8 protein-coding genes are annotated in these 15,237 nt (G+C 73.7%); 5 read left to right on the top strand and 3 right to left on the bottom strand.

All coding sequences use genetic code 11. The features are described from left to right. Nucleotides 1-34: 34 nt before the first annotated feature. The 3 genes from prfB to ABT171_RS32215 all read right to left on the bottom strand — a co-directional run bounded on the left by prfB (nt 35) and on the right by ABT171_RS32215 (nt 4,738). Nucleotides 35-1,141 carry a peptide chain release factor 2 gene (gene prfB, locus ABT171_RS32225; RefSeq protein WP_351249930.1) on the bottom strand — a complete coding sequence of 369 codons (1,107 nt, stop codon included), beginning with the start codon at nt 1,139-1,141 and terminating at the stop codon, nt 35-37. A 588-nt stretch (nt 1,142-1,729) separates the two neighbouring features. Further along, a complete protein-coding gene (locus ABT171_RS32220) occupies nt 1,730-2,953 on the bottom strand; it encodes a serine/threonine-protein kinase (protein WP_351249929.1) in 1,224 nt (407 codons plus the stop codon). A gap of 111 nt (nt 2,954-3,064) precedes the next feature. Next, on the bottom strand, nt 3,065-4,738 hold the full coding sequence (locus tag ABT171_RS32215; RefSeq protein WP_351249928.1) for a serine/threonine-protein kinase: 1,674 nt from the start codon (nt 4,736-4,738) through the stop codon (nt 3,065-3,067). A gap of 310 nt (nt 4,739-5,048) precedes the next feature. Here ABT171_RS32215 and ABT171_RS32210 point away from each other — a divergent pair, with 310 nt between their 5' ends. The 5 genes from ABT171_RS32210 to ABT171_RS32190 all read left to right on the top strand — a co-directional run bounded on the left by ABT171_RS32210 (nt 5,049) and on the right by ABT171_RS32190 (nt 15,109). Next, on the top strand, nt 5,049-8,978 hold the full coding sequence (locus ABT171_RS32210) for an FtsK/SpoIIIE domain-containing protein (protein ID WP_351249927.1): 3,930 nt from the start codon (nt 5,049-5,051) through the stop codon (nt 8,976-8,978). Nucleotides 8,979-9,144: 166 nt separating this feature from the next. Further along, nucleotides 9,145-10,524, top strand: a complete 1,380-nt coding sequence (locus ABT171_RS32205; RefSeq protein ID WP_351249926.1) for an ABC transporter substrate-binding protein — start codon at nt 9,145-9,147, stop codon at nt 10,522-10,524. A 73-nt stretch (nt 10,525-10,597) separates the two neighbouring features. Then, nucleotides 10,598-11,878: a carbohydrate ABC transporter permease gene (locus tag ABT171_RS32200; RefSeq protein WP_351249925.1), complete on the top strand. Its 1,281-nt coding sequence runs from the start codon at nt 10,598-10,600 to the stop codon at nt 11,876-11,878. Further along, nucleotides 11,875-12,714, top strand: coding sequence for a carbohydrate ABC transporter permease (locus ABT171_RS32195; protein ID WP_351249924.1), 840 nt, complete (start codon nt 11,875-11,877; stop codon nt 12,712-12,714). Before ABT171_RS32200 ends, ABT171_RS32195 begins: the two co-directional genes overlap by 4 nt. 157 nt (nt 12,715-12,871) lie before the next feature. Beyond that, nucleotides 12,872-15,109: a bifunctional glycosyltransferase/CDP-glycerol:glycerophosphate glycerophosphotransferase gene (locus ABT171_RS32190; protein ID WP_351249923.1), complete on the top strand. Its 2,238-nt coding sequence runs from the start codon at nt 12,872-12,874 to the stop codon at nt 15,107-15,109. Nucleotides 15,110-15,237 lie beyond the last annotated feature (128 nt).

Below are 15,237 nucleotides of genomic sequence, written 5' to 3'. Positions count from 1 at the left end.
GGCAGTTGTCAGGCCGGTTGCCTTGTCGACAAAATTACTTCTCTTGCTGCTTGCGCCAGCGAATTCCGGCCTCCAGGAAGCCGTCGATCTCGCCGTTGAACACGGCCTCGGGGTTGCCGACTTCGAACTCGGTCCGCAGGTCCTTGACCATCTGGTAGGGGTGCAGCACGTACGAACGCATCTGGTTGCCCCAGGAGTTGCCGCCGTCGCCCTTGAGGGCGTCCATCTTGGCCTGCTCCTCCTGCCGGCGGCGCTCCAGCAGCTTGGCCTGGAGGACGTTCATCGCCGTGGCCTTGTTCTGGATCTGCGAGCGCTCGTTCTGACAGGAGACGACGATGCCGGTGGGGAGGTGGGTGATGCGCACCGCCGAGTCGGTGGTGTTCACGCCCTGACCACCGGGCCCGGAGGAGCGGTACACGTCGATCCGGAGATCGCTCTCGTCGATCTCGACGTGGTCGGACTGCTCGACGACGGGCAGCACCTCGACGCCCGCGAAGGAGGTCTGCCGGCGGCCCTGGTTGTCGAAGGGCGAGATCCGCACGAGGCGGTGCGTGCCCTGCTCGACGGAGAGGGTGCCGTAGGCGTACGGCGCCTGGACGGAGAAGGTGGTCGACTTGATGCCGGCCTCTTCGGCGTACGACGTCTCGATGAGCTCGGTCTTGTAGCCGCGCTGCTCGGCCCAGCGCAGGTACATGCGCTGCAGCTTCTCGGCGAAGTCGGCGGCGTCGACGCCACCGGCCTCGGCGCGGATGTTGACGAGCGCCTCACGGGAGTCGTACTCGCCGGACAGGAGGGTGCGGACCTCCATCTCGTCCAGCGACTTCTTCACCGCGACCAGCTCGGCCTCGGCCTCGGCGCGGGTGTCCGGGTCGTTCTCCTCCTCGGCCATCTCGAAGAGGACGGCGAGATCGTCGATCCGACCGCGCAGCGCCTCCGCCTTCCTGACCTCGGCCTGGAGGTGGGAGAGCTTGCTCGTGATCTTCTGCGCCTCGTCCGGGTTGTCCCAGAGGGACGGCGCGGCCGCCTGCTCCTCGAGCACGGCGATGTCTGCCCTCAGCTTGTCGAGGTCCAGGACGGCCTCGATCGACTCCATGGTCGAGGAGAGGGACTTCAGCTCTTCGGATACATCGACGACTGCCACGCATCCAGCGTAACGGCTCCGCCGAGCGCCGAGGGTCGGGTGTGTCCCAGCCGACGGGGTGCCCGGCGCCCCCTGGGGGCTCCGCCCCCAGACCCCCTCTCCCACCCGCCCACCCGACTCGGTCGGCCGCGAGGGCACCGCCTCGGCCGCACCGGTGCGGAACGGACGGCGCGGTGCGGGGCGGGACAAGGGGCGGAACCGGCCCGGTGGGGTGGTGCGGAAGCAGCCGGAGTGGGGGGGGGCGGAAGCAGCCCGGGTGGGTGGCAAAGCTGGCGGAGTGAGGTGGGACGGAAGCGGCCAGGGTGGGCGGTGAAGCTGGCGGAGTGAGGTGGGACGGAAGCGGCCAGGGTGGTGTGGGGCGGAAGCAGCCAGGTGGGCGGCGAAGCAGCGGGGGTGGCTGGGGCGGACAGGGGGGAGGTGGGACGGAAGCAGCCGGGGTGGGCCGAGAAGCAGCCGGGGGTGGGCTGGGGTAGGGCGGCCGGGGGCTTCTCGGCGGGCCGGGAGGCGGGTGGGGGTGGGGCGCTTCTCAGCCGAGTGAGACGGGTGGGTGGGAAACGGGGGGCCAGGGGGCGGAGCCCCCTGGGTGGGTCAGGGGGCCGACGTGCTGTGGGTGGGGTGCGGCGCGTCCGAGTCCCCGTCGGCCGACGCCCACCACGCGCCGACGCCCACGACGGCCGCCAGGAGCACTCCGGCCACTCCCAGCGTCACCCTGCGCCGCCGCACCGCCGCGCGGTGGCGGGCCGAGCCGGGCCGGGGCGTACCGGACGCGCGAGGAGCGCGAGCCGTACCGTGCGCGCCCCCCGCCAGCTCGTCCGGCGCCGGCACCCTCATCGACGTATGCGTGTCCCGGTTGGAGTCCGGCCTGGCCCCGGGGACGAGGGACACGGCCCCCCGCCGCCGTACCGGCTCACCCGGCGGAGCCGACGGCTGGGGCTCCTCGGCGGCCCCCTCGGAGAGGTCCGGCTCGTCCACGTCCAGCGGGGGCATCCCCACCAGCATCGGCAGCTGCTCGCGCAGCCGCGCCGCCAGCTCCGAGGCGCGCAGCCGCGACGCGGGCGCCTTGGCCAGGCACTGCACGATCAGCTGCCACAGCTCTTCGGGGATCCCGGGCAGCGGTACGACGGTCTCGGTGACGTGGCGTCGTAGCACCGCGCCGGGGTGACCGCCGCCGAAGGGGGTGAACCCGGCCAGCAGCTCGTACAGGACGGTCGCGAGGGCGTAGATGTCCACGGCCGCGCGCGGCGGCAGGCCCTCGACGATCTCCGGGGCCAGGTAGTCCGGCGTACCGATGATCTTCGTGGCGCGGGTCCGCTTCGGCGAGTCGATCAGCTTGGCGACGCCGAAGTCGGTGAGCAGCGCCGGGTGGGCGCCGCCCGGGCCGAGCGGGCCCTGCATGTCCAGCAGGACGTTCTCGGGCTTCACGTCCCGGTGCACGATCCCGGCCGCGTGGGCCGCCGCCAGCGCGTCGGCGACGTCGGCGACGATCGCCACGGCCGCCTCGGGGGCCAGCCGCCGCTCGCGCTCCAGGCGGGTGCGCAGGTCGGTGCCGCGCACGAGGTCCATGACCAGGGCCAGGTCGTTGCCGTCGACCACCAGGTCGCGCACGGTGACGATGTGCGGGTGCTCCAGACCGAGCAGCGCGGTGCGCTCGTGCACGAAGCGTCCGACGAGCTCCTGGTCGGAGGCGAGGTCCTCACGCAGCAGCTTGACGGCGACGGGGCCCTCGGGCCCCTCGCCCAGCCACACCGTGCCGGCGCTGCCCCGCCCCAGGATCTGGTTGGCGGTGTACCGGCTGCCGATCTTCCGTGCCAAGACTGCTCCTACAGACGCGTGTTGTCGCTAAAACTACGCGTCCGATGAGCCAACCTTCACCGCGGAGACGGAAATCACCCGTCAGATGTCGACAAATCCACAAGCCCGTGATCAGTTGCCGTTGGCGGAGGAACCGCCCAGGTCCTTGATCCAGCGGGCTGCCTGGCCGGCCCAGTGGCTCACCTCGTGCCAGTAGCTCCTGCCCTGGCCGACCCAGGTGTGCAGCGGGGTCAGCTCGTAGATCAGCCAGCTCGCCACGACCAGGATGACGATCGTGAACAGGCAGCCCTTCAGGCAGCCCAGCCCCGGGATCTTCATCGGGTTGGCGCTGCGCTGCCGCGGCGCGCGGGGCTCGCGCGCGGGCCGCTGCGGCTGCTGCGGCGGGGCGTACTGCTGAGGCTGCGGGGCCTGCTGCGGCTGCTGGGGTGCGTAGCCGTACCCCTGCCCCTGCTGGTACCGCTGCTGCCGGCCGCGCTGCTGCGGCTGCTGCGGTCGCGCCTGCGGGGCCTGGCGGGGCTGCTGCTGGGGCCGGGCCACCTGCCGCTGGGGCCGGTGGTGCAGCGGGTCGTCCTCCGGGGACAGGTACTGGATCTGCGTCTGCTCGTTGCGGTCGCGCGCGGCGCGCAGCTGGCTCTGCCAGGGGTGCGGCTGCTCGGGCTGCTGCCCCTGCGGTCCCGTGTTCGGCAGCACCGCCGTCGGGTCCGCCGCGCCCGTGTTCGGCAGGACGGCGGTCGGATCGGCGGCGCCGGCCGGGCCGCCGGTGTGCGGCAGCACGCTGGTCGCCGCGTTCGGGTCGTACGCGCCCCGGGGACCGGTGTTCGGCAGCACCTGGGTGGGGTCGGCGGCGCCGGGCACACCCGGGACGGCGGTCGGGGCCGGGTCCGGCGCGAGCAGCGCTCCGACGCCCTCGGCCGCGGCGATCTGCGCGGCGTTCGCGTGCACGCCGACGCCCTCGGCGACGACCCTGAGGCCGCGCGCGAGGTTCTCGGCGCTCGGCCGTTCCTCGGGGTTCTTGCGCAGGCAGCGCTCTATGACCGTCCACAGCGGGTCCGGCACGGTGGAGGGGCGGCGCGGCTCGGCGCTCAGGTGCTGGTGCAGGACCTCCAGGGCGGTGCCGCCGGAGAACGGCGGGCGTCCGGTGACCAGTTCGTACAGCAGGATGCCGGCGCCGTAGATGTCCACGGCGGAGGTCTGCGGGCGGCCCTCGGCGGACTCCGGTGCCACGTACGCGGGCGTGCCGACGAACTCCTGGGTGCGGGTCAGGCCCGGGGAGTCGGCGAGGCGGGCGATGCCGAAGTCGGTCAGCATCGGGTGCATCCGGCCCTCGTGCTGCTGGAGCAGGACGTTGGCGGGCTTCAGGTCGCGGTGGACGACGCCGTCGGCGTGGCTCGCGGCGAGCGCGTCGGCGATCTGCGCGGTCATCAGCGCGGCGGCGACCGGGGTGAGGGCGCCGTTCTCGCGCAGGTAGCGGTGCAGGTCGGGGCCGTCGACGAGGTCCATGACCAGGGCCAGCAGATCGCCCTCGACGACCAGGTCGCGGACCCGGACGATGTTCGGGTGGGTGAGGCGGAGCAGGACCGAGCGCTCACGCAGGAAGCGCATCACGATGTCCGGATCGCTCGCCAGCTCCTCCTTGAGGACCTTGATCGCGACCATCTCACCGGGCTGCCCGGGTACGGCTGCCTCGGCGCCCGCGGTCTCGCGCTGGCGGGCACGCCAGACGGTGCCTGTGGCGCCGCGTCCGAGCGGCTCCTCAAGCAGGTACTTGCTGCCGACTGGCCGCACGTCACGCGCTCCCTGCTGCTTGCTGATGCTTGCTTGCCTGCATTCCGGTTGTCATTCCGGTTGTCCGACCCACTGTAGTGCCGCCCTCGGGGGCGCCAGGTGCTCGACGGAAAGACGCATGTCCCGGTCCACTGGTTGCCGGAAACGGACGTGACCGATCTCAAGTGATCGCCCGCGCCCTCATGGTCAGGCACTTTTGGGGGCAGAGCCGACCAATCAAGATCACTTGTTACCGGGTGCCGGGCGGGCTGTCAGTGGCAGGTGCGAGGATGCCTTCCAGTACTGGCCGACGTGCTCGTGTGGGGTGGGGATGCAGATCCGGCTGACCGTCGTAGACCCGCTGGGCGCGTCCCCGCAGCGGGGCCGCGCCGCGAGCCGCGACGTGCTGGTCACGGCGCCCACCGGCACGGACCTGGCCGCGGTCGCCTCGGCGCTGGCCGGCGCGGTCACCGGGGAGGGCCGCGACACCTCCAACACCACTGTCGTGCTGTACGCCGGTACGGAACGGCTCGACCCGCGCCGCTGCACCCTCGGCGAGCCTCCGCTGGTCGACGGCGCCGTGCTGTCCCTGGGCGCCCCGGCGGTCGCCGAGCCGCATCCCGAGCCGGCCGACGCGCCGACCCAGCTGCATGTCGTGGCGGGCCCCGACGCGGGCGGGGTCCATCTGCTGCACGGCGGCCGGATCACCGTGGGCCGCTCGGCCGACGCGGACGTACCGCTGGACGACCCCGACGTGTCCCGGCTGCACTGCGCGGTCACCGTCGGCGCGGACGGCCGTGTCTCGGTCGCCGACCTCGGCTCCACGAACGGTACGGCGCTGGACGGGGTGCGGGTGGACTCGCGTCCGGTGCGGTTCCCTGCCGGGGGCTTGCTGCGGATCGGGGAGTCGGCGCTGCGGGTTGCTCCGTCCGGGGGAGCCGGTGTCCGGGTCGTGCCGGACGGGGAGGGGTGCGTCCGGGTAGTTCGGGACGCGGTGCCGGGCGCGGATGCGGGTGCGGATGCGCCCGGGGCGGGGTCCGGGTTCCCGCCCGCACCCTCCGTGCGGCTTTCGTCGTCGGGTGCCGGTGGCCCCGGTGGGGCGGAAGCACCGTCGGCGGCCGCAGGCGGGGCCGGGGGGCCCTCGGCAGGTGCCGGGCGGGCCGCCGGTCCGCGCGCAGGCGCCGGTGGGGCGTCCCCCGGTACCGGTGGGGCGGGCGGCAGTGGGGCTTTCGGTGCTGGTGAGGCCTCCGGTGCCAGTGGGGCACTGGGGGCCGCTGGTGTCGGTGGGGCGTTCGCACGTGGTGGTGGGGTGTCCGGGGGGCCCGTCGGGTCCGCACAGCACGGATATGACTCTGTCGGGTGGGGGGCCTCCGGGGGCGAGGGGCCGGGGCATCGGTCGCGTGAGTCGGGGATGGTGCCGGGGCAGGGCGGGGCGCCGGGGATCGAGAAGGGCAGCGGCGGGGACACGCACGCCGGGCGCTTCGGGGTCGGCGGATCCGGCCCCGTGGCCGGAGAGCCGTACGCCGGGGCGGCGGGACACGGGCCCGCCGGCCGTGCGCCGGAATCCGTCGGGGAACCGCGGGCTCAGGGCCGTGGCGGCGCCCCCGTCAGGGGCACCGGTGTGCCCCAGGGCGCGCGGCGGCGCGGGCTCGGTGCCTGGGCGCGCAAGCTGACCGGCGGGCGCGGGGAGCAGCCCGTCGGCCCCGGGACATACGACGGCACCGCCTCCCGCGCCGACGCCGTCCCGGCGGCCCCGGCACCGCAGCAGCCGGATACCTGGCCGGACCCCGCCGCACTGCTGCTGACGGCGCTCGGTCCCGGGCCCCGGCTGTGGGAGCGCGGGCCGGACCACGCGGAGGCGCTGACCGTGCGGCTCGGCACCGCCGACCGCCACGCGCCGGACGGCTCCGGGCTGCTGCCCGCGGTGCCCGTGACGGCGGCGCTGCGCGAGGCGGGCGCGCTGGGCCTGGCCGGTCCGCGCCCCCGGCTGTCGGGGCTGGCCCGCGCGGTGCTGGCGCAGCTGGCCGCGCTGCACTCGCCGGACCTGCTGGAGATCGTGCTGATCAGCGCCGACCGCGCCCGGCCGGAGGAGGAGCGCACGGCCGAGTGGTCCTGGCTGGGCTGGCTCCCGCACGTCCGGCCGGCCCACGGCCAGGACTGCCGGCTGCTGCTCGCCTACGACCGCGAACAGGCGGCGGCCCGCACGGAGGAACTGCTGCGCCGGGTGGAGGACCACGCGGCGACCGGCAGAAGCGCGGCCCACCCCGCCTCGCCCCGCGTCCCGGCTCCCGGCATCCCACCGGTCCCGGCACCGGGCGCCGTCACCCCCGACGCCCCCGTCGGCCCGGCCGCACCCGGATCCCGCCCGGCGGCCGCCGCCCAGAACACCCGCACACACGGCGTCGGCCCCCACACCCCGGCCACGGATACCCGCGACGGCCCCGGCACCCCCTCCGCCTCGGCCACCCCTACGCACACCACCCCGGGCGACTCCGCCCCCGGCAACCCGTCCGGCCCGGCCGCGCACGGATTCGGCACCGCCACCGTGCACCCAGGTACGCCGGCCGTCCCCGCCCAGGGGCTCGCGCCGGGCGGTCCCGGCGCCCCGGCCCGCCCCTTTGACGGCCCCGCCCCCGAAGCCCACCCCGGCCACCGGGCCGGCTCCACCCCCGCCCGCCGGCCCTCCTGGGCCAGGGAAGACGCCGAAGTCGGCGGGGTCAGCGGGTTTCCCGGGCCGTACACGGTCGTCGTGGTGGACGGAGACCCCGGAGGGTCCGCGCTGCGGGAGGCCCTGGCGCGGCTGGCCGTGGCCGGGCCGCGGGCCGGGATCCACGTGGTGTGCCTCGCGGAGACCGAGCCCGCCTCGCCCGCCTCCCCCGTGACGGTGACGTACGAGGCCGCGTGCGCGGTGACGCCGACGTTCCGGCACTGCGGTGCCGTGGCGCTGCTCAGCGGCGATGTCGCCACGGCGCTGCAGCTGATGCGGGTGGCGCCGGGCGGGCCCGTCGCACCGGGCTCGCCCGCCATCGTCGACGCCGTCTCGCTCGCCTGGGCCGAGCGGTTCGCGCGGGCGCTGGCGCCGCTGCGTCCGGACGGCCCGGCCGGCGAGCGGGACACCCGTGTGGCCACGCCGTTGCCGCAGTCGGCGCGGCTGCTGGACGAGCTGGGGCTGGCCCGGGCCACCCCGGCGTCGCTGATGGCGCGCTGGGCGGACGCCGCGGACGACGCCCAGGCGCTGGGCGGGCGGGCGCGAGCCGTGCTGGGTGCCGGGCCGCGCGGGCCGGTCACCGTCGATCTCGTCGCCGACGGGCCGCATCTGCTGGTCGAGGGACCGGCCGGCAGCGGTCGTACGGAGTCGCTGCGGGCCGTGGTGGCCTCGCTGGCCGCCGCCGAGCGGCCGGACCGGCTCGGCGTGGTGCTGATCGACGGCCGGGACGGGGTCGGGGCGGGCGTGGGACGGGGTGAGGGGCTGCGGGTGTGCACCGACATACCGCATGTCACCACGCATCTCATCGCCAACGACCCCGTGCGGATGCGGGAGTTCGCCCAGTCGCTGACCGCCGAGCTGAAGCGGCGGGCGGAGCTGCTGGGGCGGAGCGACTTCGCGCAGTGGCACAGGGGGCGCGCGGTGTCGGGCCGGATGGTGGCGCAGCGCACGCCGTCGAACGGTGACATAGAGACGCCGCCCAGCTCCACCCTGCGGCTGCGGCCGGGCGGGGCCGCGCGGCAGCAGGCCGAGGCGGCACCGCCGCTGCCGCGGCTCGTGGTCGTCGTCGACGATCTGGACGCACTGGTGTCGCCCGCGCTCGGCTCACCGGGCCGGCCCGCCGCCGGGTCGGTGCTGCGGGCGCTGGAGGCGGTGGCCCGGGAGGGCGAGCGGCTGGGGGTGCATCTGGCGGCGGCGGCCGGGACGGGTGGCCGTACGGCGGAGACCGAGCCCGCGCGAAGGGCCACCCTGCGGGTCGTGCTGGACGCGCCGAGCCAGGGCCCGGACGAACCGGCGCCGGGGCGTGGGCGGTTGACGTACGCCGACGGGCGGGTCGCCGGTTTCCAGGGCGGCCGGGTGACGGGCCGTATCCCGCGCACCGCGACCCAGCGGCCCACGGTCGTCCCCCTGGACTGGCAGCGCATGGGCGACCCGCCGGCCCGCCGGCCCGTGCGGGAGCTGGGCAACGGCCCCACCGACCTGGCCCTGCTGGCGAGCGCGGTGCAGCGGGCGGCACGCGAGGTGTCCGCGGCTCAGGTGCCCTCGCTGCTCTGAGGCGGAACCAGCCGGCGCGGTACGCGCATACCTCCCTGATCACGAGCCGGTCACGATGAGCCGCCGGACGGCGCAGGCGCTCTTGCCGCCCTTGTGCGGCGCGGCGTACACCGGAGCGCACGGACAGAGTTCTGACGTTCAACGAAGAACGACGAACGGGGAAGTGATGCGTAGCAAGAGCAGCACCATCCGGACCCACAGGACCGTCACCACACTCGCCGCGCTGCTGGCGGGAGCCCTCGCGCTGAGCGCCTGCTCCAGCAGTGACAACGGCAAGAAGGGCAGCGGGGAGAAGACCGGCGACGCCACCGGCTCGACCCTCACCCTGCCGAAGCTGAACGGCGCCAGCCTGGAGATCGCCGCGGTCTGGACCGGCCAGGAGCAGAAGAACTTCAAGCAGGTGCTCGCCGAGTTCGAGAAGCGCACCGGCGCGAAGGTCACCTTCGTGCCCGCCCAGGACCCGATCATCAACTTCCTCGGCTCGAAGATCGCGGGCGGCCAGCCGCCGGACGTGGCGCTGCTGCCGCAGCCCGGCGCGATCAAGCAGGCCGTGCAGCGGGGGTGGGCCAAGCCGCTCGGGGCCGAGGCCCTGAAGGAGCTGGGGAAGAACTACTCGCAGGGCTGGCAGCACATCGGCAAGGTCGGCGGCAAGCAGTACGGCGTCTACTACAAGGCCGCGAACAAGTCGCTGATCTGGTACAACGCCAAGGTCTTCGAGAACGCGAACGCCAAGGAGCCGAAGACCTGGAAGGACCTGCTGACCGCGGCGGGCGCGGTGTCCGACTCCGGGGTCACGCCGTTCTCGGTGGCCGGCGCGGACGGCTGGCCGCTGACGGACTGGTTCGAGAACGTCTACCTGTCCCAGGCGGGCCCCGAGAAGTACGACCAGCTCGCCCAGCACAAGATCAAGTGGACGGATCCCTCGGTCCGGCAGGCGCTGACGACGCTGGCGCAGATCTGGGGCAGGAAGGACTACCTCGCGGGCGGCCAGGACGGCGCGCTGCAGACGGAGTTCCCGGCCTCGGTCACCCAGACCTTCACCGGCGGCGACCAGCCGAAGTCCGCGATGGTCTACGAGGGCGACTTCGTGCAGGTCAACATCGGGGAGACCAAGGCGAAGGTGGGCACGGACGCGAAGGTGTTCCCGTTCCCCGCGGTCGGCTCCACCGCGCCGGTGGTCTCCGGCGGTGACGCGGCGGTGGTCCTGAAGGACTCCAAGGCGGCCCAGGCCCTGGTCACCTTCCTGGCCTCCCCGGACGCGGCGACCATCCAGGCGAAGCTCGGCGGCTATCTCTCGCCGAACAAGAACGTGGAGATCTCGGCGTACCCGAACACGGTGCAGCAGAAGATCGCCAAGGCGCTGATCGCGTCCGGTGACGACTTCCGCTTCGACATGTCCGACCAGGCCCCGCAGGCCTTCGGCGGCACCCCGGGCAAGGGTGAGTGGAAGGACCTCCAGGACTTCCTGAAGAACCCGGCGGACGTGGCGGGCACCCAGGCGAAGCTGGAGAAGGACGCGGCGGCCGCGTACGGAAGCGGGAGCTGATCCGGCCATGGCGCCGGCGGCAACGGCGGCCGGGGGCCCCTCGGGCCCGGCCGCACCCCGCGGTCGTAGAAGCGTGACCGGCACCCGCAGAACCGTGGCAGCGCTGTTCCTGCTGCCCGCCCTGGTGCTGCTCGGCGCGCTCGTGGTCTACCCGATCGGGTACTCGCTCATCCGCAGCTTCTACAACGCCGGCGGCGACGGGTTCGCCGGCGTGGACAACTACCGGACCCTCTTCACGGACGACGGCATCCGCACCGCCCTGAAGAACAACGTCATCTGGGTGGTGTTCGCGCCGACGGTCTCCACCGCGCTCGGTCTGGTCTTCGCGGTGCTGACCGAACGGGTGCGCTGGGGGACGGCGTTCAAGCTGGTCGTCTTCATGCCGATGGCGATCTCGATGCTGGCGGCCGGGATCATCTTCCGGCTGGTGTACGACCAGGATCCGCACAAGGGGGTCGCGAACGCGGTGTGGGTGGGCGTCCACGACACCTTCGTGCAGTCGTCGGCGTTCCCGAACGCCCACCCCGGGCGGGAATCCCCGCTGACCGCGCAGGGCGGCGGCTTCCTCACCAGGGCCGCCGTCCACACCGGTCAGACGGTCTCCCTCCCGCTCGTCGGCGTCGCCCCGGACCAGATGCCGGACAGCGCGGAGAAGGCCGTCGCCGCCAGGCCGGAACCGGGGAAGATCACCGGCACCACCTGGCAGGACTTCACGCGCGGCAAGGGCGTGGGGCGGCTCGGCGCGCCCGACCCGTCCGAGCTCGGGTATGCCGGGATGCGGATCGAGGCGGTGAAGGACGGCAAGGTGGTCGCCTCCACCGAGGCGGCCGGCGACGGCACCTTCACGCTGCCGGCGTCCGCCGACGGGGCACGCCTCAGGCTGCCCGCGAGCAACTTCCGGGAGCCGTACAACGGTGTCGAGTGGCTCGGCCCGGCGCTGGTCACCCCGGCGGTCATCGGGGCGTACGTATGGATGTGGGCGGGCTTCGCGATGGTGCTGATCGCGGCCGGGCTCGCGGGCGTGCCCCGGGAGCTCCTGGAGGCGGCGCGGGTGGACGGCGCCACCGAGTGGCAGGTGTTCCGCAAGGTCACCGTGCCGCTGCTCGCGCCGGTCCTCGCGGTGGTCACCGTCACGCTGATGATCAACGTGCTGAAGGTGTTCGACCTCGTCTACATCATCGCGCCGGGATCCTCCCAGGACGACGCCAACGTGCTCGCCCTGGAGCTGTACCGCAAGGGCTTCGCGGAGGACCAGCCGGGCGTCGCGAGCGCGATCGCGGTGCTGCTGCTGGTGCTGGTGATCCCGGTGATGGCGTTCAACATCCGTCGGCTGCGGCGGGAGGTGCGGCGATGAGCCGGCTGCTGGAGAAGATCAACGGCGGCCTGGTCCGCGTGTTGCTGATCGTGGTCGGCCTGTTCTGGCTGGTGCCGACCGTCGGGCTGCTCATCTCCTCGCTGCGGGCGCCCGAGGACATGAGCGCGAGCGGCTGGTGGACGGTGTTCTCCAAGCCGTCCCAGCTCACCTTCGACAGCTACCAGAAGCTGCTGGAGAACGGCGACATCACCGGCTCCCTGCTGAACACCGTGCTGATCACGGTCCCGGCGACCCTGCTGGTCGTCGTGATCGGCGCGCTCGCGGGCTACGCGTTCGCGTGGATGGAGTTCCCGGGCCGGGACTGGTGGTTCCTGGGCGTGGTGAGCCTGCTGGTGGTGCCGGTGCAGGTGGCGCTGATCCCGATCGCCGAACTCTTCGGGCAGCTCGGCCTGTTCGGGTCGATCCTCGGGGTGGTCCTGTTCCACACCGGCTTCGGTCTGCCCTTCGCGGTGTTCCTGCTGCGGAACTTCTTCGCGGAGATCCCGCGCGAGCTGCTGGAGGCGGCCAGGCTGGACGGCGCCGGCGAACTGCGGCTGTTCGCCCGCGTGGTGATGCCGCTGGGCGGGCCGGCCATCGCCAGCCTCGGCATCTTCCAGTTCCTGTGGGTGTGGAACGACATGCTGGTCGCGCTGGTGTTCACCAAGTCGGGCACGCAGCCGATCACGGTGGCGCTGCAGACGCAGGTACGGCAGTTCGGGAACAACATCGACGTGCTGGCGCCGGGCGCGTTCATCTCCATGGTGATCCCGCTGGCCGTGTTCTTCGCGTTCCAGCGGCAGTTCGTGTCCGGGGTGATGGCGGGCGCGGTCAAGTAGTCACGAGAACGACACTTCTCGGGGGGCGGGTCTTCAGCGGCCCGCCCCGTCACGTTCACCGCGTGTCCCCCACATGCCGTACGAACCGTAACCAATTCACTCCATCGGCCGTTTCCGGTCAGAAACCCCGCGCCGACCGACGACCCTTGGATGTCCCTTGCCCAGGTTCAGTGTCATTGTCCCCGCGTACAAGGTCCAGGCGTATCTCAGCGAGTGCCTGGACTCGGTGCTCTCGCAGTCGTACCCCGATCTGGAACTGATCGCCGTGGACGACTGCTCACCGGACGCCTGCGGGGCGGTCATCGACGAGTACGCGGCCCGGGACGCGCGGGTGCGGCCCGTGCACCTGGCCGAGAACCGGGGGCTCGGGCGGGCCCGGAACGCGGGGATGGCCGAGGCGACCGGCGACTACCTGGTCTTCCTGGACGGCGACGACACGCTCACCCCCCACGCGCTGCGTGCGATCGCCGACCGGATCAAGGAGTCGGGCGAGCCGGACGTCCTGGTGTACGACTACGCGCGCACGTACTGGGACGGCCGGACGGTGCGCAACCAGCTCACCGCCCCGCTCACCGAGCAGGGCCCGGCGCCGTTCCGCCTGGAGGACCGGCCGGGGCTGCTCAGGGTGCTGATGGTGGCCTGGAACAAGGCCTGCCGGCGGGAGTTCGTCGAGGCGAACGGCTTCGCCTTCCCGCCGGGCTACTACGAGGACACCCCCTGGACCTTCCCGGTGCTGATGACGGCGGAGTCGATCGCCACGCTCGACCGGGTGTGCGTGCACTACCGGCAGCGCCGGCAGGGCAGCATCCTCGGCACCGCCAGCCGCAGGCACTTCGATCTGTTCGAGCAGTACGAGCGGGTGTTCGCCTACGTCGAGGAGCGGCCGGAACTCGCGCACTGGCGCCGTGACCTGTTCCGCCGCATGACCGACCACTACGCGACGGTGTTCACCAAGCGGGACCGGCTGCCGCGCGGCAGCCACGGCGAGTTCCTGCGCCGGGCCCGCGCCCACTACCGCCGCTACCGCGTCCCGGGCACCCGGATGCGGCGGCGGAACATCCTGGTCCGCTTCGGCCTGCACCGCACGTTCCGGGCGCTGCAGCTGTTCTCGGCCGGGGGCCGGCGCACGCTGAAGGCCGTACTGAAGCCGGCCCGCGCCGTGCGCACCGGCGTACTGCGGCTGCACTACCGGATCCAGCTGCGGCTGCCCGTCCGCCCCGACCGGGCGGTGTTCGCCTCCGGTGCGGGCCGCGGCCACGGCGGCGACCCGGGCGCCCTGGAGGAGGCGTTCCGCACGCACGTCCCGCACATCCGCACCGCCTGGATCACCCGCCCGGAGCACCGGCACACGGTCCCGCCGGGGCCGCTTCGGCTGCGGCCCGGCACGGCCGCCTACTGGACGGCGCTGGCCCGCTCCCGGTACCTGGTCACCGATGACGTCCTGGACCGGCGGCTGCGCAAGCGCCGCGGGCAGGTGATGATCCGGACCGGGCAGGGGACACCGCTCAAGCACATGGGCCTGGACCTCCAGGAGTACCCGGCGGCGGCCCGCGGCACCGACTTCGCCGAGCTGCTGCGCGGCGTCGACCAGTGGGACCTCGTCCTGTCCGGCAACCGGCACTCGACGCTGGTGTGGGAGCGGACCCTGCCGGGGGGCTACACCACGCTGGAGTACGGCGCCCCGCGCAACGACGCCCTCCAGCGGGCGACCCCGGCGGACGTGGCCCGGCTGCGCGAGTCGCTGGGCATCCCCGAGGGCGCGGTCGCGATCCTGTACGCGCCGACCTTCCGCGACCACCGGCGCACCCAGCACCCGCTGCTGGACCTGGAGCGGATCGCGCGCCGTCTCGGCCCGCGCTTCGTGATCCTGGCGCGCCCCCACCCCACCCGCGGCGGCCCGCTCGGCACGGGCGCCCGGATCATCGACGTCGGCGGCCACCCGAGCGTGCAGTCGCTCTGTCTGGCCTCGGACGCGCTGCTCACCGACTACTCGTCGATCATGTTCGACTACGCGGTCCTGGACCGGCCGATCGTGGTGCACACCGGCGACTGGGAGGCGTACCGGGCGGCCCGCGGCACCTACTTCGATCTGCGCGCCTTCCCGCCGGGCGCCGTCGCGCGCAGCGAGGACGAGCTGATCGACATCTTCGCGACCGGCCACTGGCGCGGCTCGCGCTCGGCCCAGCTGCGGGCGGCGTTCCGGGAGCGGTTCTGCCCGTACGACGACGGACGCGCCGCCGAGCGGGTCGTACGGCATGTGGTGCTGGGCGGGGCGGAACTGCCGCCGGTGGTGCCGCTCGCGGAGCGCCGCCCGGTGCCGTCGGCCTGCACGCACTCCCCGCTGGCCACCGTGGAGCAACCTTCCGGTTGCCTCCCCGTCACCGAGAGGCGCTGAACACCGTTGGTCCCTGCGGGAGTTCCCCTGCACCTCGGCTCGACGCGGCCCGCCCCGAGCCGGCCGTCCACCTGGCGTCCGGCGGGGCGGCCCGGTCGCGTGTCCGGCGCCGACCACGGGACACGTGT

Source organism: Streptomyces sp. NPDC001851 (assembly GCF_040297165.1).
Lineage (GTDB): Bacteria > Actinomycetota > Actinomycetes > Streptomycetales > Streptomycetaceae > Streptomyces.
Note: the sequence above shows the minus strand (reverse complement) of the source record. Positions and strands in the feature narration are given on the sequence as shown.

Coding starts and splice junctions, on each gene's coding strand:
- ABT171_RS32210 (WP_351249927.1), top strand. CDS start 5,049: ATGCAGATCCGGCTGACCGTCGTAGACCCGCTGGGCGCGTCCCCGCAG.
- ABT171_RS32205 (WP_351249926.1), top strand. CDS start 9,145: ATGCGTAGCAAGAGCAGCACCATCCGGACCCACAGGACCGTCACCACA.
- ABT171_RS32195 (WP_351249924.1), top strand. CDS start 11,875: ATGAGCCGGCTGCTGGAGAAGATCAACGGCGGCCTGGTCCGCGTGTTG.